The sequence below is a fragment of the Vibrio misgurnus genome (assembly GCF_029635775.1).
Lineage (GTDB): Bacteria > Pseudomonadota > Gammaproteobacteria > Enterobacterales > Vibrionaceae > Vibrio > Vibrio chanodichtyis.
In genome coordinates this window covers 264438-286523 of sequence record NZ_CP113241.1, presented here as the reverse complement: position 1 = coordinate 286523, position 22086 = coordinate 264438, and the positions used below count along the sequence as shown (strand labels likewise).

The 22086-nt window shown below is 47.9% G+C and carries 17 protein-coding genes, 2 tRNA genes and 3 rRNA genes; 3 read left to right on the top strand and 19 right to left on the bottom strand.

Going from position 1 to position 22086, the window contains the following annotated elements; translation table 11 throughout:
• Window positions 1-178: 178 nt before the first annotated feature.
• The 11 genes from OOK74_RS01395 to OOK74_RS01345 all read right to left on the bottom strand — a co-directional run bounded on the left by OOK74_RS01395 (window position 179) and on the right by OOK74_RS01345 (window position 12543).
• Window positions 179-255: transfer RNA gene (locus OOK74_RS01395), tRNA-Asp, on the bottom strand.
• A gap of 33 nt (window positions 256-288) precedes the next feature.
• Window positions 289-404, bottom strand: a 5S ribosomal RNA gene (gene rrf / locus OOK74_RS01390).
• A 128-nt stretch (window positions 405-532) separates the two neighbouring features.
• Window positions 533-3419 (bottom strand): 23S ribosomal RNA (locus tag OOK74_RS01385).
• Window positions 3420-3720: 301 nt separating this feature from the next.
• Window positions 3721-3796: transfer RNA gene (locus tag OOK74_RS01380), tRNA-Glu, on the bottom strand.
• A gap of 67 nt (window positions 3797-3863) precedes the next feature.
• Window positions 3864-5406: ribosomal RNA gene (locus OOK74_RS01375) — 16S ribosomal RNA — on the bottom strand.
• The 16S, 23S and 5S rRNA genes sit together here with 2 tRNA genes alongside, the layout of an rRNA operon.
• A 580-nt stretch (window positions 5407-5986) precedes the next feature.
• Entirely contained in the window at window positions 5987-6748 is a 762-nt protein-coding gene (locus OOK74_RS01370; RefSeq protein WP_274723659.1) for a phosphoadenylyl-sulfate reductase, read from the bottom strand.
• Complete coding sequence (gene cysI / locus OOK74_RS01365; RefSeq protein WP_278182968.1) at window positions 6741-8474, bottom strand: assimilatory sulfite reductase (NADPH) hemoprotein subunit; 1734 nt, start codon at window positions 8472-8474, stop codon at window positions 6741-6743. Before cysI ends, OOK74_RS01370 begins: the two co-directional genes overlap by 8 nt.
• Window positions 8474-10291 (bottom strand): assimilatory sulfite reductase (NADPH) flavoprotein subunit, encoded by a 1818-nt coding sequence (locus OOK74_RS01360; protein WP_278182967.1) that lies wholly within the window; start codon window positions 10289-10291, stop codon window positions 8474-8476. Before OOK74_RS01360 ends, cysI begins: the two co-directional genes overlap by 1 nt.
• A gap of 201 nt (window positions 10292-10492) precedes the next feature.
• Window positions 10493-11158, bottom strand: a complete 666-nt coding sequence (locus OOK74_RS01355; RefSeq protein WP_274723656.1) for a TIGR04219 family outer membrane beta-barrel protein — start codon at window positions 11156-11158, stop codon at window positions 10493-10495.
• Window positions 11159-11278: 120 nt separating this feature from the next.
• Window positions 11279-12262 carry a tRNA dihydrouridine(20/20a) synthase DusA gene (dusA, locus tag OOK74_RS01350; RefSeq protein WP_278182966.1) on the bottom strand — a complete coding sequence of 328 codons (984 nt, stop codon included), beginning with the start codon at window positions 12260-12262 and terminating at the stop codon, window positions 11279-11281.
• A gap of 101 nt (window positions 12263-12363) precedes the next feature.
• Window positions 12364-12543 (bottom strand): hypothetical protein, encoded by a 180-nt coding sequence (locus OOK74_RS01345; protein WP_274723654.1) that lies wholly within the window; start codon window positions 12541-12543, stop codon window positions 12364-12366.
• A 43-nt stretch (window positions 12544-12586) separates the two neighbouring features.
• On the opposite strand from OOK74_RS01345, the gene zur reads away from it, so the two are divergent.
• Window positions 12587-13051, top strand: a complete 465-nt coding sequence (gene zur / locus OOK74_RS01340) for a zinc uptake transcriptional repressor Zur (RefSeq protein WP_274723653.1) — start codon at window positions 12587-12589, stop codon at window positions 13049-13051.
• A gap of 9 nt (window positions 13052-13060) precedes the next feature.
• Window positions 13061-13522, top strand: a complete 462-nt coding sequence (locus tag OOK74_RS01335) for a chemotaxis protein CheX (RefSeq protein WP_166013781.1) — start codon at window positions 13061-13063, stop codon at window positions 13520-13522.
• A gap of 150 nt (window positions 13523-13672) precedes the next feature.
• Here OOK74_RS01335 and pgi read toward each other — a convergent pair whose 3' ends face one another.
• From pgi to OOK74_RS01320, 3 genes are all read right to left on the bottom strand, one after another.
• Window positions 13673-15325 carry a glucose-6-phosphate isomerase gene (pgi, locus tag OOK74_RS01330; RefSeq protein WP_274723652.1) on the bottom strand — a complete coding sequence of 551 codons (1653 nt, stop codon included), beginning with the start codon at window positions 15323-15325 and terminating at the stop codon, window positions 13673-13675.
• A 339-nt stretch (window positions 15326-15664) separates the two neighbouring features.
• Window positions 15665-16750: an alanine racemase gene (gene alr / locus OOK74_RS01325; protein ID WP_274723660.1), complete on the bottom strand. Its 1086-nt coding sequence runs from the start codon at window positions 16748-16750 to the stop codon at window positions 15665-15667.
• Window positions 16751-16763: 13 nt separating this feature from the next.
• Window positions 16764-18170 carry a replicative DNA helicase gene (locus tag OOK74_RS01320; protein WP_274723651.1) on the bottom strand — a complete coding sequence of 469 codons (1407 nt, stop codon included), beginning with the start codon at window positions 18168-18170 and terminating at the stop codon, window positions 16764-16766.
• Window positions 18171-18340: 170 nt separating this feature from the next.
• On the opposite strand from OOK74_RS01320, the gene OOK74_RS01315 reads away from it, so the two are divergent.
• Complete coding sequence (locus OOK74_RS01315; RefSeq protein WP_406708015.1) at window positions 18341-19102, top strand: DUF481 domain-containing protein; 762 nt, start codon at window positions 18341-18343, stop codon at window positions 19100-19102.
• Window positions 19103-19154: 52 nt separating this feature from the next.
• Here the strand turns inward: OOK74_RS01315 and rplI are convergent, their stop codons facing one another.
• The 5 genes from rplI to tuf all read right to left on the bottom strand — a co-directional run bounded on the left by rplI (window position 19155) and on the right by tuf (window position 22015).
• Window positions 19155-19604, bottom strand: a complete 450-nt coding sequence (rplI, locus tag OOK74_RS01310; protein ID WP_166013785.1) for a 50S ribosomal protein L9 — start codon at window positions 19602-19604, stop codon at window positions 19155-19157.
• Between the two features lie 33 nt (window positions 19605-19637).
• Window positions 19638-19865, bottom strand: coding sequence for a 30S ribosomal protein S18 (gene rpsR, locus OOK74_RS01305; protein WP_000090472.1), 228 nt, complete (start codon window positions 19863-19865; stop codon window positions 19638-19640).
• Between the two features lie 15 nt (window positions 19866-19880).
• Window positions 19881-20183, bottom strand: coding sequence for a primosomal replication protein N (gene priB, locus OOK74_RS01300; protein ID WP_166014989.1), 303 nt, complete (start codon window positions 20181-20183; stop codon window positions 19881-19883).
• A gap of 7 nt (window positions 20184-20190) precedes the next feature.
• On the bottom strand, window positions 20191-20559 hold the full coding sequence (gene rpsF, locus OOK74_RS01295) for a 30S ribosomal protein S6 (protein ID WP_001216670.1): 369 nt from the start codon (window positions 20557-20559) through the stop codon (window positions 20191-20193).
• Between the two features lie 271 nt (window positions 20560-20830).
• Window positions 20831-22015, bottom strand: coding sequence for an elongation factor Tu (gene tuf, locus OOK74_RS01290; RefSeq protein ID WP_278182950.1), 1185 nt, complete (start codon window positions 22013-22015; stop codon window positions 20831-20833).
• Window positions 22016-22086: the final 71 nt, after the last annotated feature.

The window sequence follows — 22086 nt, the reverse complement described above, 5'->3', positions numbered from 1 at the left end:
ATGCCTTGTGCATCGGTTTTTTATTACTCGGATGAAAGGGGCACGCATGATGCACTGACGGAGGGGAAGCTGAGCGGTAAAATAAGGAGATAAGGCCAGATAACCCAATACATCACTGACCAAATAGTGGAGAGCCAATAGCAAAAAACCCAGTCCGAAGACTGGGTTTCATAATAAGTGGCGGAGCGGACGGGACTCGAACCCGCGACCCCCGGCGTGACAGGCCGGTATTCTAACCAACTGAACTACCGCTCCGCTGTCTGGTTAGCGCTTGGTGCTAAATTAAAAGCCTGGCGATGTTCTACTCTCACATGGGGAAACCCCACACTACCATCGACGCTGTTTCGTTTCACTTCTGAGTTCGGAATGGAATCAGGTGGGTCCAAAACGCTATGGTCGCCAAGCAAAATTCTGTTTTTGATTTCACTTTTTCTTAAAAAGTGAAAACCAACAATTCTGGAAAGCTGTCTTCATTCTCACACACATTCTTATGCGCTTAACTTTGAGTCCATCAAAACCCCTTGGGTGTTGTATGGTTAAGCCTCACGGGCAATTAGTACAGGTTAGCTCAACGCCTCACAACGCTTACACACCCTGCCTATCAACGTTCTAGTCTCGAACAACCCTTTAGGACGGTTAAACCGTCAGGGAAGACTCATCTCAGGGCTCGCTTCCCGCTTAGATGCTTTCAGCGGTTATCAATTCCGAACTTAGCTACCGGGCAATGCGTCTGGCGACACAACCCGAACACCAGAGGTTCGTCCACTCCGGTCCTCTCGTACTAGGAGCAGCCCCCTTCAATCTTCCAACGCCCACGGCAGATAGGGACCGAACTGTCTCACGACGTTCTAAACCCAGCTCGCGTACCACTTTAAATGGCGAACAGCCATACCCTTGGGACCGACTTCAGCCCCAGGATGTGATGAGCCGACATCGAGGTGCCAAACACCGCCGTCGATATGAACTCTTGGGCGGTATCAGCCTGTTATCCCCGGAGTACCTTTTATCCGTTGAGCGATGGCCCTTCCATTCAGAACCACCGGATCACTATGACCTGCTTTCGCACCTGCTCGAACCGTCATTCTCGCAGTTAAGCGGGCTTATGCCATTGCACTAACCTCACGATGTCCAACCGTGATTAGCCCACCTTCGTGCTCCTCCGTTACTCTTTGGGAGGAGACCGCCCCAGTCAAACTACCCACCAGGCACTGTCCTCAACCCCGATTAGGGGCCTAAGTTAGAACATCAAACATACAAGGGTGGTATTTCAAGGACGGCTCCACGACAACTAGCGTCATCGATTCATAGCCTCCCACCTATCCTACACATGTAGGTTCAATGTTCAGTGCCAAGCTGTAGTAAAGGTTCACGGGGTCTTTCCGTCTAGCCGCGGGTACACTGCATCTTCACAGCGATTTCAATTTCACTGAGTCTCGGGTGGAGACAGCGTGGCCATCATTACGCCATTCGTGCAGGTCGGAACTTACCCGACAAGGAATTTCGCTACCTTAGGACCGTTATAGTTACGGCCGCCGTTTACCGGGGCTTCGATCAAGAGCTTCGCTTGCGCTAACCCCATCAATTAACCTTCCGGCACCGGGCAGGCGTCACACCGTATACGTCATCTTGCGATTTTGCACAGTGCTGTGTTTTTAATAAACAGTTGCAGCCACCTGGTATCTGCGACTCTCGTCAGCTCCATCCGCAAGGGACTTCACCATCAAGAGCGTACCTTCTCCCGAAGTTACGGTACCATTTTGCCTAGTTCCTTCACCCGAGTTCTCTCAAGCGCCTTGGTATTCTCTACCCGACCACCTGTGTCGGTTTGGGGTACGATTTCTGACTATCTGAAGCTTAGAGGCTTTTCCTGGAAGCAGGGCATCAATGACTTCACTGCCGTAGCAGCTCGACGTCGTGTCTCAGCCTAACAGAGAGCCGGATTTGCCTAACTCTCTAGCCTACGCACTTGAACCAGGACAACCGTCGCCTGGCCCACCTAGCCTTCTCCGTCCCCCCATCGCAATAGTCAAAAGTACGGGAATATTAACCCGTTTCCCATCGATTACGCCTTTCGGCCTCACCTTAGGGGTCGACTCACCCTGCCCCGATTAACGTTGGACAGGAACCCTTGGTCTTCCGGCGAGGAGGTTTTTCACCCCCTTTGTCGTTACTCATGTCAGCATTCGCACTTCTGATACCTCCAGCAAACCTTACAGTTCACCTTCAACGGCTTACAGAACGCTCCCCTACCCAATATCTAAAAGATATTGCCGCAGCTTCGGTGTATTGCTTAGCCCCGTTACATCTTCCGCGCAGGCCGACTCGACTAGTGAGCTATTACGCTTTCTTTAAATGATGGCTGCTTCTAAGCCAACATCCTAGCTGTCTGAGCCTTCCCACATCGTTTCCCACTTAGCAATACTTTGGGACCTTAGCTGGCGGTCTGGGTTGTTTCCCTCTCCACGACGGACGTTAGCACCCGCCGTGTGTCTCCCGGATAGTACTTACTGGTATTCGGAGTTTGCAAAGGGTTGGTAAGTCGGGATGACCCCCTAGCCTTAACAGTGCTCTACCCCCAGTAGTATTCGTCCGAGGCGCTACCTAAATAGCTTTCGGGGAGAACCAGCTATCTCCGAGTTTGATTGGCCTTTCACCCCTAGCCACAAGTCATCCGCTAATTTTTCAACATTAGTCGGTTCGGTCCTCCAGTTGATGTTACTCAACCTTCAACCTGCCCATGGCTAGATCACCCGGTTTCGGGTCTATATCCAGAGACTGAACGCCCAGTTAAGACTCGGTTTCCCTACGGCTCCCCTATTCGGTTAACCTTGCCACTGAATATAAGTCGCTGACCCATTATACAAAAGGTACGCAGTCACACCACGAAGGTGCTCCTACTGCTTGTACGTACACGGTTTCAGGTTCTATTTCACTCCCCTCACAGGGGTTCTTTTCGCCTTTCCCTCACGGTACTGGTTCACTATCGGTCAGTCAGGAGTATTTAGCCTTGGAGGATGGTCCCCCCATATTCAGACAGGATATCACGTGTCCCGCCCTACTCGATTTCACGCTCGATGAAGCGTCGGTTACGGGGCTATCACCCTGTTTCGCCAAGCTTTCCAGCTTGTTCACCTACTTCAACGAGTGCTTAAGGGCTAATCCAGGTTCGCTCGCCGCTACTACCGGAATCTCGGTTGATTTCTTCTCCTCGGGGTACTTAGATGTTTCAGTTCCCCCGGTTTGCCTCACTAGACTATGTATTCATCTAGTGATAACTGCTTATGCAGCTGGGTTTCCCCATTCGGAAATCGCAGACTCAAACGGCTCTTACTGCCTCATCTGCGCTTATCGCAAGTTAGTACGTCCTTCATCGCCTCTGACTGCCCAGGCATCCACCGTGTACGCTTAGTCACTTAACCATACAACCCGAAGGAGTTTCGGGTTGTTGTTTAAACAACCTAAGTTGTCTCGCGTTTAATTTTCATGAGTGCGAGACAGATTTTGCCGGACTCAAATTTGAACAAGACCTAAGTCTTATTCGATACCAAGCACACTTGAATGTGTTGTTGGTGTTTATCTTTCGATAAACATTGAGAACTTTACAAACAACAATAAATTGTTGTTTTGTCAGCTTTCCAAATTGTTAAAGAGCAAGATTCGCTTTCTACTAAAAGAAAACAGGAACCATTTTTAAACATTCTCAGCGAAAACGCTTAAAGATGGTATCCCGTAGGGGAGTCGAACCCCTGTTACCGCCGTGAAAGGGCGGTGTCCTAGGCCTCTAGACGAACGGGACACTATGTTTGCTTCTCTAATCTAAACCATATCAATCTGTGTGGACACTCATCACGATAATCATCGTGTAAGGAGGTGATCCAGCGCCAGGTTCCCCTAGCGCTACCTTGTTACGACTTCACCCCAGTCATGAACCACAAAGTGGCAAGCGTCCTCCCGAAGGTTAAACTACCTGCTTCTTTTGCAGCCCACTCCCATGGTGTGACGGGCGGTGTGTACAAGGCCCGGGAACGTATTCACCGCAACATTCTGATTTGCGATTACTAGCGATTCCGACTTCATGGAGTCGAGTTGCAGACTCCAATCCGGACTACGACGTACTTTCTGAGATTCGCTCCACCTCGCGGTATCGCTGCCCTCTGTATACGCCATTGTAGCACGTGTGTAGCCCTACTCGTAAGGGCCATGATGACTTGACGTCGTCCCCACCTTCCTCCGGTTTATCACCGGCAGTCTCCCTGGAGTTCCCACCATTACGTGCTGGCAAACAAGGATAAGGGTTGCGCTCGTTGCGGGACTTAACCCAACATTTCACAACACGAGCTGACGACAGCCATGCAGCACCTGTCTCTCAGTTCCCGAAGGCACAAGACTGTCTCCAGTCTCTTCTGAGGATGTCAAGAGTAGGTAAGGTTCTTCGCGTTGCATCGAATTAAACCACATGCTCCACCGCTTGTGCGGGCCCCCGTCAATTCATTTGAGTTTTAATCTTGCGACCGTACTCCCCAGGCGGTCTACTTAACGCGTTAGCTCCGAAAGCCACGGCTCAAGGCCACAACCTCCAAGTAGACATCGTTTACGGCGTGGACTACCAGGGTATCTAATCCTGTTTGCTCCCCACGCTTTCGCATCTGAGTGTCAGTATCTGTCCAGGGGGCCGCCTTCGCCACCGGTATTCCTTCAGATCTCTACGCATTTCACCGCTACACCTGAAATTCTACCCCCCTCTACAGTACTCTAGCTTGTCAGTTTCAAATGCAACTCCTAGGTTGAGCCCAGGGCTTTCACATCTGACTTAACAAACCACCTGCATGCGCTTTACGCCCAGTAATTCCGATTAACGCTCGCACCCTCCGTATTACCGCGGCTGCTGGCACGGAGTTAGCCGGTGCTTCTTCTGTCGCTAACGTCAAATCATAGTGCTATTCACACTACAACCTTCCTCACGACTGAAAGTACTTTACAACCCGAAGGCCTTCTTCATACACGCGGCATGGCTGCATCAGGCTTGCGCCCATTGTGCAATATTCCCCACTGCTGCCTCCCGTAGGAGTCTGGACCGTGTCTCAGTTCCAGTGTGGCTGATCATCCTCTCAGACCAGCTAGGGATCGTCGCCTTGGTGAGCCATTACCTCACCAACTAGCTAATCCCACCTGGGCATATCCTGACGCGAGAGGCCCGAAGGTCCCCCTCTTTGGCCCGTAGGCATCATGCGGTATTAGCCATCGTTTCCAATGGTTATCCCCCACATCAGGGCAATTTCCCAGGCATTACTCACCCGTCCGCCGCTCGCCACCCAAGGAACAAGTTCCTCTGTGCTGCCGCTCGACTTGCATGTGTTAGGCCTGCCGCCAGCGTTCAATCTGAGCCATGATCAAACTCTTCAATTAAAAGTTTTTTGAAGCTTTCGCTTCGGCTCAATGAATACTGACTTTAAATTACCTTAGTAATTCAAAGCTATTATCGCTCCAACAGAACGATAATGAATTGACTGTGCCAAGACTTTCGTCTCGTTTGGTCACTCAGTTCATCGATTAATCTTTTTGAGATTATCATCAACGAGTGCCCACACAGATTGATTGGTTTATATTGTTAAAGAGCGTTCTGCTTCGGCTTTCTTACCGAAGAGGCTGTGCATTCTAGCGAGATAATCATCAGTGTCAAACACTTTTTTCATCTTTTTGCATCGAAGCGTTTTACCTCACTGACTGGCTCTGAAGCCTTGCGGCGTCTGCCGTGTCAGTGAGGTCGCATTATAGAGATCAACTTCACACTGGCAAGTGTTTTTTGAGAAAAAATACAAAAATAACGCTCAAGCGCTTAACTTACGCACAAAGGCTTATTTATCCCACTTTACTCATAGATTAAACACAAGTTATCCACAAACATGGGCTTTTCTGAGATATAAAACGTAGATTTACCTCCCCATTGTCTTTCTGAATTGATTCGCGACCTTAATCTGCTCTCCTACTATAGGTTTGAATCGTGGCTATCTTCGTGTAAACCACACTCACGCTTTAAACCAAAGAAGCGAGTTTGCTCTTCACTCATCCCCGGTTGCCATTTCTGTGTAGTGTGTGTATCGCCAACCGAAAGATAACCTTGGTCCCAAAGTGGATGGTAAGGCAGATCATTATCCTTGAGATAATAGTGCACCTCTTTATTGGTCCAATCGATCACAGGCAGGAATTTAAATACACCATTTTGTACCGATAGGATCGGTAGACTTGCTCGTGACTGTGACTGCGCACGGCGTAAACCTGAGAACCACGTCCCTATGTTAAGTTCATCCAACGCTCTGCGCATCGGTTCGACTTTATTGATCTGATTGTAGCGCTCGATACCTTCAACGCCTTGCTGCCACAATTTACCGTAACGCGCTTCCTGCCAAGCGCCAGATATTGGTGCGGAGTAAACTTTTAGGTTCAGTTTGAGGCGTTCGGTAAGCTGATCAATAAACTGATAGGTTTCGGCAAATAAATACCCCGTATCAGTCACGACCACAGGAATGTCACTTTTCACTGTGGTCAGCAGATGCAGCATGACTGCGGCTTGAATACCAAAGCTTGATGACAGCGCATAGTTACCTTGCAGATTATCTAGTGCCCATACGACTCGCTGTTGCGCGGTTAGGGATTCTAAATCCTGATTGATTTGCGTTAGGCGCAGCGTTTGCTGCACCTTATTTAACGTCAGTAACTCTTCTAGGGTTGGAACGGTATAGTTAGGCATAGAAATCCCTCTTCGAGATGATCACCTCTGCGATAATTCCGGCGCGGATGGTGAAATCACCAAATCCTTCCCCATCAAGACGCTCGCGAGCCCAACGTCCCACCAACTCATCAATTTCCTGAAGAATTTGTACGTCGGTAATGTTCTCTTTATACATCTTAGGAATGCGCGTTCCATTTCGATTGCCGCCTAAGTGAAGGTTGTAGCGCCCCGGAGCTTTACCGACTAGGCCAATTTCCGCCAACATGGCACGACCACAGCCATTCGGACAGCCCGTGACACGCAAAATAATCTTCTCTTCTTTGGGTAACGCGTGTTTCGCCAAAATCCCTTCCACTTCGGTGACAAAAGAGGGAAGAAAACGCTCTGCCTCCGCCATAGCCAGCGGACAGGTAGGGAAGGACACACACGCCATAGAATGAATGCGCTGCTCACTGACCCCATCGTCGATCAAGCCATGACGACGAGCGATCTGTTCAATCAGCGCTTTCTGATCCGCTGCCACACCAGCCACTATCAAGTTTTGGTTAGCGGTCATGCGAAAATCGCCTTGATGCACCCTCGCTATTTCCGCTACACCGGTTTTCAGTGGCTTACCCGGAAAATCCAACAAACGACCATTCTCAATAAACAGGGTTAAATGATGTTTACCATCGATGCCCGCCACCCAACCAATCCGATCGCCACGACTGGTAAACTCGTAAGCGCGGCTTGGCGCAAACGCAATTCCCGCGCGTTTTTCAACTTCGGCTTTAAATACCTCAACCCCGACGCGATCTAAGGTGTACTTGGTTTTGGCATTTTTACGGTTAGAACGGTTACCCCAATCGCGTTGCGTACTAACCACCGCCGCCGCCACCGCCAACGTTTTCTCCAGAGGAATAAAACCAAAGTCATCAGCACGACGCGGATAGGTTGAAGTATCGCCGTGCGTCATGGCAAGGCCGCCACCCACCAGCACGTTAAAGCCCACCAGCTGACCCTGTTCACCAATCGCCACAAAATTCAGGTCATTGGCGTGCACATCCACATCATTGTGTGGTGGGATCACAACAGTGGTTTTAAACTTACGCGGTAGATAATTTGCACCTAAGATCGGCTCTTCATCCGGCCCTTCAACTTTTTCACCATCCAACCAAATTTCAGCATAAGCGCGGGTTTTCGGCAGTAGATGCTCACTGATCTTTTTCGCCCACTCATAGGCTTGTTGATGCAGTTCAGACTCCACCGGGTTAGAGGTGCACAATACGTTACGATTGACATCCCCAGCGGTGGCAATCGAATCAATACCAATGCTGTTTAAGGTTTGATGCATCAGTTTGATATTCGGCTTAAGCACACCGTGAAACTGAAACGTTTGTCGTGTGGTTAAACGGATACTGCCGTACAGAGTATGTTCAGTTGCGAACTTATCGATCGCGAGCCACTGGTGAGGAGTAATAATCCCCCCAGGCATACGCGCACGGAGCATGACATTGTGCAAAGGCTCAAGCTTTTGCTTGCTACGCTCAGCACGGATATCACGATCATCTTGCTGATACATGCCATGAAAGCGGATGAGCTGGAAGTTGTCCGCGCTAAAGCCGCCCGTAATGCGATCTTGCAGATCTTGCTCGATCGTCCCGCGTAGAAAATGACTCTCGCGCTTTAGGCGTTCATTATCCGACCATGGGCCGAGCACTTCGCCAAGCACCTCTTGTACTGATGGGTTTTGATTTGCGCTCATTAGTAGACATCCCTTTGATAACGTTTTGCTTTACGCAGTTCACTGACATACTCTTCCGCTTGCTCACGGCTCAAGCCACCTTGCTGCTCAACAATAATGATCAGCGTTTGGTGGACATCTTTCGCCATCCGTGATGCGTCACCACACACGTAGAAGTAAGCACCTTCTTGTAACCATTGCCATACCAGCTCAGCTTGTTCTAATAAGCGATGCTGTACATAGACTTTTTCCGGCTGATCACGGCTAAAAGCGACATCTAACCGATTCAGCACCCCAGATTTGAGGTATTTTTGCCACTCCACTTGGTACAAAAAATCTTGGGTAAAGGTACGATCGCCAAACAGCAACCAGTTTTTCCCTGCTGCACCACGGCTTTCGCGTTCTTGAATAAAACTGCGAAAAGGCGCAATCCCCGTCCCCGGCCCCACCATGATCAGCGGCGCATGATCATCACTCGGCAGCTTGAAGTGGTTATTGTGTTCCACGAAGACTTTCACTGCCGCCCCCTCTTCTAACTGATGCGCTAAGAAACTGGATGCGCCACCAAAACGCAGCTCTCCCCCATGCTCATACTCAACCACCCCAACCGTGAGATGCACTTCTTCACCCACTTCACTTTGGCTAGATGCAATCGAATAAAGCCGTGGGGTTAAACGACGCAGCAGTGAGAGAAACTGAGTAGCAGAAAGTGTGACTTTTTCTTCGCGCAACACATCAATCACTTGTGTGCGAGTCGCGTATTCACGCAGCGCCTCTTTATTTTGAGTTAAAGATTGAAGCTTTGGACTCTGCGCCAACTCGGCATATTGCGCCACCAACTGCGGATTGGCGGCGGTAATTTCATAATGCCGAGTCAATGCTAAGTGGAGTGACATCGTTTCGCCGTCCACTTGTACGGGTTCATGGCCAGACAACCCTACGCTATCAAGCAGTGCATTCACCAGTTGGGGACGGTTCTCATACCACACGCCTAACGCATCTCCCGGTTGATAAGTGATGCCTGAATCGGCCAAATCAATTTCAATATGACGGACTTCTTTGTCCGAATCACGACCGGTGATTTTTTGGCTGGTCAACAAACTGGCCGGATAAGGATGTTGTTTGGTGTAATCATGCGTGGCTACTTGGCTCGTGGCGGCACTAGACCTCTCGGCGGGCACGGCAGAGCCTTCTTGCTGCAAAACAGCAATAACTTGAGCACACCACTGTGTCGCCACGGCCTGATAATCCACATCCGCATCCAAGCGCTCAACCAAACGTTGTGCACCCAGTTTTGCTAAAAACTGATCAAAATCTTTACCGGTTTGGCAGAAAAACTGATAACTCGAATCACCCAGTCCTAATACCGCATATTTAAGATTAGCCAGCTTGGGCGCTTTTTTCGATTTGAGAAACTCATGCAGTGCTAGTGCATTATCCGGAGCTTCGCCTTCCCCATTGGTGGAGGCGACCACAATCACATGGGTTTCCTTGGCTAAGTCTTTGCCTTTGTAATCGCCCGCGTCAAATAACTCGGCTTGGATACCTGCGGCTTGCGCCTGTTTCAACAGCGCTTGAGCAACGCCTTTTGCATTCCCCGTCTGCGAAGCAAAGATGATCGTCAGCTTAGCCGCTACTGCAACCGGAGTCGTCGGCGCAGCAGACATTGGTCGCGTATCAAGCGGATTGGATTGGCTCAATCCCCACAAATAACCGCTTACCCACGCTAATTGCTGAGAGTTCAGTTGGGTCACGCTTTGTTGGAGTTGATTGAGTTGTGAGTCATTTAACGGACTCGCGAGCCCTTTAAGGGATGGAGAGAGATTGGCTACCGACATTGTCACCACTTCCTTGTTGATTATATGACGACAGAGTAATCACTGTTTTTAATAACAAGAAAGAATCGATATGAATGCTTTATAACTTTTTGGCTTAAAAAATCGCAGGGAGGGTTGAAAATGAAGGAGAGTAAACAGCAAAAATGAGCCGTTGAAAGGCTCATTTACTATAGATTAGCGGGCAAATTATTCTAGTGTTGATTAGAAACTGAATTGCGCACCGAGGAACCAGCCATCCACAAACACCAACGATTCTGACATATTGGCCGATGATTTGGCCAATTCAGTAAACTCAAGGTCAACCACACGATAGCCGGCTTTGAAGGCTAAATCGCCAGCCGCAATCGGCACTTGGTACTGTAATCCAGCCATCACATCAGCGGATTTAAGATCGCTATTATTACCAAAATCAAATTGACCAATCACCGCGAGTGGCGTGCGCGGAATCGCGATTTGCGCATTAGCGTACCAGTTAAAACTCACTTGATCGAAATCGTAACGATGAACATCCGGCGCGCGATAATCGCTGTTGGTATATTGGCTGAGCGTAATACCCGCATCAAACTTCATCTGCTCGCGATTTAACACTCGATAGTAGAAAGTGTAATCCAACTTATCGAAAGCAACGAAATCCGCCTCCAAGTTGGTATAACGTAAACTGACATTCGGCCAGTATGGAAAACCATGCTCAAACGCAATCTGCAGACTTGGCGCGTTCGCATCATCACGGCGAGTATCATCAATTTTTGTACTGGTTAGCCACATCTCTGCGCCTACTGAAGTCTTATAGAAAGAGTCAGCAGCAAAGGCCGAAATGGGCGCAATCATCAATCCCGTGACGAGCGCTACCGATGCAGTGTGGTTCATGAGCGATGCTCCGTTATGTTTCAGTTAAAGATAATCAAGCTAAAAGATCGTTAAGGTTGGCGATGGTAACACAAACCAAACGGCTGCCGAAAAAAGAACATCGTTTGCCATCAAACGTTTTTATACGCCCAATTCTTGGTATGGAATTTTCGCCAACGCTTGCTCAACGACCTCTAATCCAGCCCCGGGCTTATGAGCATTCTCACTGATATGACGTCGCCACTGACGCGCACCCGGCATGTTCTGAAACAGCCCCAACATATGACGCGTCATATGGCCAAGATGAGTACCTTGGGATAATTGTTGCTCAATATAAGGCATCATTTCATGGATCACTTGTGAGCGTTTTTTAACTGGCGTGTCCAGACCAAAAATCTGCTGATCCACTTCAGCTAAAATATACGGATTTTGATACGCCTCACGACCGATCATAACCCCATCTAAATACTGCAGATGCTGCTGTGCTTCCGCTAAGGTTTTCACCCCACCATTCACCGCAATCGTCAAATGTGGGAAATCACGTTTGATTTGATACGCTCTCGAATAATCCAATGGTGGAATTTCGCGGTTCTCTTTGGGGCTTAAACCACTCAACCACGCTTTGCGCGCATGAATAGTAAACTGCTCACAGCCACCTTTTTCAGCCACCGTCGCAATAAATTGGGTTAAAAACTCATACGAGTCTTGCTCATCAATGCCGATTCGAGTTTTGACGGTGACTGGAATATCCACCACCGCACGCATGGCAGCGACACATTCCGCAACTAAATCCGGATCGGCCATCAAACAGGCACCAAAGCGACCATTTTGCACTCGATCAGACGGACAACCAACATTGAGGTTAATTTCATCATAACCACGCTGTTGGGCAAGCTTGGCACACTGCGCTAAATCTTGTGGATTCGAGCCACCAAACTGCAGCGCTACCGGATGTTCTTCTTGGTTATAAGCCAAAAAATCGCCACGGCCATGAATGATCGCCCCCGTCGTCACCATTTCGGTGTACAGCAAGGTTTGCGCAGAGAGCAAACGATGGAAATAACGGCAGTGGCGATCGGTCCAATCGAGCATCGGAGCAACTGAGAGCCTGCATGAGTGAGTCATAGGTGAACGTCCCCATTTCGGTCAGAAATAACCACCGCACGGTGGCAAAAAATCAAAGTCCGGCATTTTAATCGTATCTTAGGCTAAGTGCCAAGCCTTGTTCAAACAATCAACCCAGCATCATTCACTGCCAGATCGGCAATAAGCAACACTGTCTTTACCGCCATCAATCTGGGATTACAGTATCGTTTTTTATCCAGATAGGGTAATTTACGTCTATTCAACAAGATGAGTTGATTGAGCGCTTTATTTTGTATAACCGCTATTTTTCCGCTCAACATGCTTCGTCTCGATCGAGTACATAATGACTAACGCACAACAGTAATGGTGATGGTTTTGGAGCACAAGCTAACCAAACAAATTGAAGAAATATGTGCCGCAAGAGGCGTTCGTTTGACTGCACAGCGGAAAACCGTGTTTGAATTGATCTGTGCCAGCAAACGCTCATCCAGCGCCTATGAGCTACTGGAAGATCTCAAGAAAAGTGAGCCACAAGCTAAACCACCAACGGTATATCGGGCATTGGATTTTTTGCTCGCCCAGGGATTTATTCACCGAGTAGAGTCCACCAATAGCTTTATTTCTTGCGGTTCATGTAACGCCCATAAGCATTTTTCACATCTATTGATTTGTGACCAGTGTGGTAACGTGATTGAGTCTCGAGATGATACTCTAGTCGCCTTGCTAGCGAATAATGCAGAGAAACACGGTTTTAAAATAAGCAACCATGTCATCGAATCACATGGAGTTTGTCAAAACTGTCTCTCAAAAGAAAATCAGTCACAGTAGAAGAAAGTTATGCGCGCTGAATTTGTAAACCCGTTTTTAGCATCTTTAATGAATGTGCTAAAAACAATGGCCTCTCTTGAGTTGAAGCCACAAAAACCACGGATCAAGAAAGATGAAATTGCTCGTGGTGATGTCTCGGGCCTGATCGGCATGATCGGTCCAACTACCCGTGGATCGATGTCGATCACCTTTGATGAAAGCCTGGCACTGGAAATCATGCACAATATGCTCGGTGAACGGCCAAATGGTATCAATGAAGAGGTGACCGATATGGTGGGTGAAATCACCAATATGGTAACGGGTGGAGCCAAGCGAATTTTAGCTGAAAGCGGCTTTGAGTTTGATATGGCAACACCGGTGGTGGTTTCAGGCCGAGGCCATACCATCTGCCATCAATGCGAGGGTTCAATCATTCTGATGCCCTTTTCTTCACCTTGGGGTAATGCGTTTATTGAGATCTGTTTCGAATAATTAAAACGTGAACGGATGACTCAAAATAGCCTATCGAACATAGCAATTACGCAGTACGTACTACGCACCAGATAACGATCGCGACTTCCAATAAAAAGGCCTTAGTCACAAACTAAGGCCTTAACATTAATCAATATTTAATTCGCGATCTTAAGCACGAAACGCTTTAAATGCATTGATCAATCCGTTGGTAGAACTGTCATGGGAAGCGACGGCAGTATTGTCGGTCAGCTCTGGCAGGATCTGGTTTGCCAACTGTTTACCCAGCTCAACACCCCATTGATCAAAACTGAAGATATTCAAAATCACCCCTTGTACGAAGATTTTGTGTTCGTACATCGCAATCAGATTACCTAAAGTGCGAGGTGTGATCTGTTTAACCAGAATCGAGTTGGTTGGACGGTTACCTTCAAACACTTTGAACGGAACCAAGGCCGCAATTTCAGCCGCCGATTTACCGCTGTTTTCCAGTTCTGCTTGTACCGCTTGTGCTGACTTACCAAATGCCAGCGCTTCAGTTTGCGCAAAGAAATTGGACATCAGTTTTTGGTGGTGATCACTTACCGGATTATGGCTTAGCGCTGGTGCGATGAAATCACATGGGATCAGCTTAGTACCTTGATGGATCAGTTGGTAGAAAGCGTGCTGACCATTAGTTCCTGGCTCACCCCAAATGATTGGACCCGTTTGGTATGTCACTGGATTGCCATCACGGTCAACGTATTTACCATTTGATTCCATGTTGCCTTGTTGGAAGTAGGCAGCAAAACGGTGCAGATATTGATCGTAAGGCAGAATCGCTTCTGACTCGGCACCGTGGAAGTTGTTATACCAAATGCCGATCAAGGCCAGAATAACCGGGATGTTACTTTCGAATGGAGTATTGACAAAATGCTGATCGATCTCATGAGCGCCAGTCAGCAACTCAATGAAATTATCGTAACCAATCGATAGCACGATCGATAAACCAATCGCTGACCATAGTGAATAACGGCCACCAACCCAATCCCAGAATTCGAACATATTGTCAGTATCGATGCCAAATTCAGCCACCGCTTTACCATTGGTCGACAGGGCCGCAAAGTGTTTTGCCACGTGGGCTTGATCGCCCGCCGCTTGCAAGAACCAGTCACGCGCGGTGTGCGCATTGGTCATAGTTTCTTGAGTGGTAAACGTTTTTGACGCGACCAAAAATAGCGTGGTTTCTGGATCGACTTTTTTCAGGGTTTCCGCCATGTGTGTGCCATCAACGTTAGACACAAAATGCATGGTCAAATGATTCTTATAAGGCACCAGTGCCTCTGTCACCATGTAAGGCCCTAAATCTGAACCACCGATACCAATATTCACCACATCAGTGATCGCTTTACCGGTAAAGCCTTTCCAATCGCCACCAATCACACGCTCAGAGAACGCTTTCATCTTAGCCAACACCGCATTAACGGCTGGCATCACATCTTCACCGTTCACCAGCACAGGAGAGTTGCTGCGATTACGCAGTGCCGTGTGCAATACCGCACGATCTTCAGTTTGGTTGATCGCTTCACCTTTAAACATCGCGGTAATGGCTGACTGCAGATCGGTTTGCTTGGCCAATGCAAACAGGTGTTGCATGGTTTCCGCATTGACAAGGTTCTTCGAATAGTCGACCAGAATATCGTTACCAAAGCAGGCTGAATATTTGGCAAAACGCTCACTGTCTTGCGCAAAAAGTGCTTTGAGGTCCATATCCTGAGCGGATTCAAAATGCGCGGTCAGCGCTTTCCAAGCTTGAGTTTGCGTTGGATTGATATTTTTCAACATGGCATCTATCCCGATGTTTCTGTGGTTTTATTCCATCGAACGGCAGGTTTCACTCTACCGCTGGAATCCCCGATTTAAGCAAAAAAAGAATAGGTTAAAAATGCGTTTTTCGTTTAGGAATCATAGCGCATTTATTTTTGAGCCTGATTATGAGTGAAGTGATCGCCACCCACTTTGCGATAGGTCACGTAACCACTGACCATGGCTCATTTTTATCTGGTGCTGTGCTTTGCTCACCTTACCCTTAAACGGATACCTTGCCAATACGCTTTACTCACAGACACTCAGTCACTGTCGGTAAGCCTTCACTCGGCTAGCTCGCTAAGCTGAAAACGGCCACTAACTGCCAGCACCAAAATAAGACATTTCTACCCGCGAAGTCAGCTTGGTCACCAACTCATAACCCAAGGTACCAATATGCGCCGCCACTTCTTCAACTGGCAATTCGTTGCCCCATAGTATCGCTTCATCGCCAACACAATCGGTGGCATCCGCACCTAAATCAACGGTTAACATATCCATCGAAACTCGCCCAGCAAGCGGTACTCGGCGACCATTAACCACCACCGGGGTACCATTGGGCGCGGTACGTGGATAACCATCACCATAACCAATCGCAATCACTCCGATTTTGGTATCATTCTGACAGGTCCAAATCCCACCATAGCCCACTTTTTCACCCGCTTTGACATCACGAACAGCAATCAAATGTGACTTTAAAGTCATCACTGGCTGATAGCCAAGCTCAGCAGCGCTCTTTTCCGCAAAAGGCGACACACCGTACATGATGATTCCCGGCCTCACCCATTCCAGTTGACTTTGTGGCCAAGCAAGCAATCCAGCTGAGGCAGCCAGTGATCGCTCGCCACGGAAACCATTGGTAAGCGCTAAAAACAGCTCAATTTGGTCGGCAGTGGTCGATTGATCTAACTCATCCGCACAACCGAAATGGCTCATATAGCGTAAGGGCTTAGCGACGTTCTGGCACTGATGCAAACGAGCGACAAAATCCGCATATTGCTCAGGACGAACCCCTAAACGATGCATGCCACTATCAATCTTTAGCCACACCATCACCGGTGTTTCGAGCTGAGCTTGTTCCAAGGCTTGTAGCTGCTCTTCGCAATGCACCACGGTTTGAATATTGTTGGTAACCAATACGGGTAAATCACCGGATGAATAAAAACCCTCAAGTAACAAGATCGGTTTAACCACACCACTGGCGCGCAGTTGTAAGGCCTCTTCAATCCGAGCGACCCCAAACGCATCGGCCCCTAAGGCAAATCGCGCAATCTGCCGCAAGCCATGACCATAACCATTGGCTTTAACCACCGCCATAATTTTACTGGTTGGAGCTTGTTGCTTAACACGCTGTAAATTGTGCAGCAACGCATCAAGATTGATATAGGCCGTGGCCGCCTTCATGTAGTTCATTGAATTATTCATCGTCAAATGCAGGTCCAGCATAGTTGTCGAAGCGAGAATATTGTCCTTGGAAAGTAAGGCGCACCGAGCCTATCGGGCCATTACGCTGCTTACCGAGAATGATTTCTGCAGTGCCTTTTAATGGGCTATCAGGATGGTAAACCTCATCACGATAGATAAACATAATCAAATCGGCATCCTGCTCAATCGAACCTGATTCACGTAAATCTGAGTTAACTGGGCGTTTATCGGCCCGTTGCTCCAAAGAACGGTTGAGCTGCGAGAGTGCCACCACAGGTACATTCAATTCTTTCGCTAATGCCTTCAGTGAGCGAGAAATTTCGGCAATTTCCAGTGTCCGGTTATCGGTTAACGCAGGGACACGCATTAATTGTAAATAGTCGACCATGATCAGCGATAAACCACCATGTTCACGAGCAACACGCCGCGCGCGTGAACGCACTTCAGTGGGGGTCAAACCAGAACTGTCGTCAATGTACATATTCTTCTTCTCCATGAGAATACCCATGGTCGACGAGATACGAGCCCAATCTTCATCATCGAGCTGACCGGTACGAATTTTAGTTTGATCGACGCGCGACAAGGAGGCCAACATCCGCATCATGATCTGCTCCGCTGGCATCTCCAGCGAGAAGATCAGCACTGGCTTATCTTGCTCCATAGCGGCGTTTTCACACAAGTTCATCGCAAAAGTGGTTTTCCCCATTGAGGGACGCGCAGCGACAATCACCAGATCCGAGCCTTGTAAACCAGCGGTTTTCTTATTCAGATCGGTAAAACCGGTATTCACCCCAGTCACACCATCCTGTGGCATTTTATACAGCAGCTCAATCCGCTCTAAGGTGCGCTCTAAAATGCTATCGACATTTTTCGGGCCTTCATTTTCACTGGTGCGCGCTTCAGCAATCGCAAACACTTTACTTTCGGCGAGATCGAGGAGATCTTCGGCGTTACGTCCCTGAGGATCGTAACCCGCATCTGCAATTTCATTGGCAACTCCAATCAGATTGCGCACCAGCGCACGCTGAGCGACAATTTCTGCATAAGCATTAATATTGGCCGCACTTGGAGTATTTTTGGCTAAATCGGCAAGATAAGCAAAACCGCCGACATCCTCTAATTGCTCGCGTTGCTCTAGATATTCCGATAACGTGATTAAATCCAGCGGCTTGCTTGCCTCGAGAATCGATTTCACCCCATCAAAAATCAGACGATGTGGACGACTATAGAAATCCTGCGTCACCACATGCTCAGAGACCGTATCCCAACGCTCATTATCCAACAGCAAACCACCAATGACGGATTGCTCTGCCTCTAACGAATGGGGAGGAACTTTGATAGCATCGACTTGTGCATCAGAAGTTTTACGGTTTCGTTTATCAGTACGTGGATCTGCCATGACTTCGCTTTAAGTAACTTTTGAATGTCCGTCATTATAACGAGAATCCATGATTTGTAATTAAGGCAAAGAAAGTTTGTGTATCGAGTGTTCAGAATTGACCTTGAGTTGACTCAAACTCAACCATGAGTTTTTACTATGCCACCACCCTAAACGTAGAAGAGGTGATCGTGTTCCCCAAATGGTTAACTTGGACGAGTCTCGCACTCTGCTTTCCTGCGCTCGCCGAGCCAGCTAAATCAAACAGCGATATCAGACTGCCCTCCCCTTGGAGTCACCATGTTGAATTTGGCTATCAAGCCCATACAGGCAACACCGATTCACAATCATTAACTTCTCGGGTGAAATCGGAGTATACCTCAGGCCGTCATCGTACCTATGGCGAATGGAAATTTTATAAGCTGGATAAAAATGGTAAAGCCAATAAGCACCAATCCACTTATGCGTTACAAACCGACTATAAACTGGGTCCGAAAACCTATTTATACGCCAGCTTCTATGGCACTGATTCACGTTATAGTGCTTATTTCAAAGACTACACGCTCTCGGCTGGTCTCGGTTATCAATTTGTTTATACAGAAGATTTTACACTAGAGGTAGAAGTCGGCCCCGGTTTCCGCTATCAAAAACCCAACCAAGATGAGATTGATAAAAACGATATCGTGTTCCCCGATCAAGTCAATGAAGGGATTTTTCGTGGTAATTTGAAAAGTGAATGGCAAGCATTAGCCAATTTATGCTTCGCGGCAGAATTGACTATGGTATCAGGAGGGAGTAACACCAGCGTCGATAGCGATCTGAGTGTCACCAATAAAATCACCGACAATATCGCATTGAAAATTCGCCAGTCCCGCCAATTTCACAACCGCGTACCAGAGGGATTGAGTAAAGAGGACAGCGTATTTTCGGTTAATCTACGTTTCCAATTTTAAGCAAAAAAACACCAGCCGAAGCTGGTGTTTTCATATTCGTCAATAACTGAAATTACTCAGCAACAACTTGAACTTTCGCAGTTGCAAACACTTCAGAGTGAAGTTGAACGCTAACTTCGAATTCGCCAACATTGCGCAGAGCGCCTTCAGGCAGGCGAACTTCGCTCTTAGATACTTTAACGCCAGCTGCAGTGATTGCATCAGCGATATCACGAGTACCGATAGAACCGAACAGTTTACCTTCGTCACCAGCTTTAGAAGCAATTACCACTGCTTCCAGAGCGTTAACTTGGTCAGCACGAGCTTGAGCAGCAGTCAGTTGCTCAGCAACTTTTGCTTCTAACTCTGCACGACGGCTTTCAAACATTGCAACGTTAGCTTTAGTTGCCATTACTGCCTTACCTTGTGGGATAAGGAAGTTACGAGCGTAACCAGATTTAACGTTTACAGTATCGCCAAGGCTGCCTAGATTACCGATTTTATCAAGTAGAATAACTTGCATTGCTTAATCCTCTTTCTTAATAAACGGTGCCGATTACTGATGTTTGTCAGTGTATGGCAGTAGAGCTAGGTAGCGAGAACGTTTGATCGCACGAGCTAGCTGACGCTGATATTTAGCGCTTGTGCCAGTGATACGGCTAGGAACGATTTTACCAGCTTCAGTGATGTAGTTCTTGAGAGTTGCTACGTCTTTGTAATCAATCTCTTGTACGCCTTCTGCTGTAAAACGGCAGAATTTACGACGACGGAAGAAACGAGCCATGGGCTATCTCCTGATCTATATATGAGAAATTTTGTCGGCATGCAGCACTAATTTACCTACGCCATTTCGGCTGGTTTGGTAAGCTAAAAAACCGCTTACCAAAATGCTACTGCCTTGTACTAAATTTTGAGTTAATGTTGTTGACCCTGCCTCACTGACCACCACCGCCAAGCGACAAAACACTTGTCTTGGGAGGTTAGCTTCAACCATCGTAGAGCGATGCTCTAGCCAAAAATGGCAATGTTTAACACCCGATGGGCTTTGGCTTCGAACCGGAGCTTTTGCGACAATGCCACTTAACTCGATTCGATTGGTCAGCGAATCATTACTCAACGTCTGCGTCGAATTTCACTTCGTCACGCTTTACACGCTCTTCACGAGCTTTCAGCATGATTGAAGGTTCAGTGATAGCAGCTTTAGTACGCATGATCATGTTACGTAGAACTGCATCGTTGAAACGGAAAGCAGTTTCTAGTTCATCAACCACTGCTTGGTCAGCTTCAACGTTCATCAGAACGTAGTGAGCTTTGTGCAGTTTGTTGATTGGGTAAGCCAGTTGACGACGACCCCAATCTTCTAAACGGTGGATTTTACCGCCCGCTTCAGTGATTGAACCAGTGTAACGTTCGATCATGCCAGCAACTTGCTCGCTTTGATCTGGGTGCACCATGAATACGATTTCGTAATGACGCATTATTTGCTCCTTACGGATTATTCAGCTTCCAGAGTTGGCCCGGTCATCCAGAGGAAGCAAGGAACTAATGATAATTGACCGAGAATTAAGGAGCGAGAATAGTACAGAAAGAAAGCAGCTTTAGCAAGGGAATTGATGTGTGGTTTTGATGGTGTGATGCAATCCGTAAATTCGGGAGGAGTGAACGATAAAATGGTTACCACAAAAAATGAAAAAGGGCAGCCGAAGCTCCCCTTTTTCGATGCAGCATTGCGCGGCAAGATTAACGCAATTAAGCGATGATCTTCGCTACAACACCAGCACCTACTGTACGACCGCCTTCACGGATCGCAAAGCGTAGACCTTCGTCCATCGCGATTGGTGCAATCAGGTCAACTACCATTTGGATGTTGTCGCCTGGCATTACCATTTCTACGCCTTCTGGTAGCTCGATGCTGCCTGTTACGTCAGTTGTACGGAAGTAGAACTGTGGACGGTAACCTTTGAAGAATGGAGTATGACGGCCACCTTCATCTTTTGACAGTACGTATACTTCTGACTCGAACTTAGTGTGTGGAGTGATTGAACCTGGCTTCGCCAGTACTTGTCCACGCTCTACGTCATCACGCTTAGTACCACGCAGCAGGGCACCAACGTTCTCACCTGCACGACCTTCGTCAAGCAGTTTACGGAACATTTCTACACCAGTACAGGTAGTCGTTACTGTGTCTTTGATACCTACGATCGCAACTTCGTCACCCACTTTCAGGATGCCGCGCTCGATACGACCAGTTACTACAGTACCACGGCCTTGGATTGAGAATACGTCTTCGATTGGCATCAGGAATGCCATGTCTACTGCACGCTCTGGCTCTGGAATGTATGAATCCAGTGCTTCTGCTAGCTCAACAATCTTCGCTTCCCACTGCTCTTCGCCATTTAGCGCGCCCAGTGCTGAACCTTGGATTACTGGCAGGTCATCACCTGGGAAATCGTACTCAGAAAGCAGCTCACGTACTTCCATTTCAACCAGCTCTAGTAGCTCTTCGTCATCAACCATGTCACATTTGTTCATGAATACGATGATGTAAGGGATACCTACTTGACGACCCAGCAGGATGTGCTCACGAGTTTGTGGCATTGGACCATCTGTCGCAGCTACTACTAGGATACCGCCGTCCATCTGTGCAGCACCAGTGATCATGTTCTTAACATAATCCGCGTGTCCTGGACAGTCTACGTGTGCGTAGTGACGGTTTGGTGTATCGTACTCTACGTGAGAAGTATTGATAGTAATACCACGCTCACGCTCTTCTGGTGCGTTGTCGATTGACGCGAAGTCACGCGCTTTACCGCCGTATACTTTTGCAAGTACAGTACAGATAGCTGCAGTTAGAGTTGTTTTACCGTGGTCAACGTGGCCGATAGTACCAACGTTTACGTGCGGTTTCGTACGTTCAAATTTTTCTTTAGACACGATCGTGTTCCTTCCTAGTTATGATTCGCTTTGGGTAAGCATACCCAAGGCGCGCCAGAAATTGCTATTTT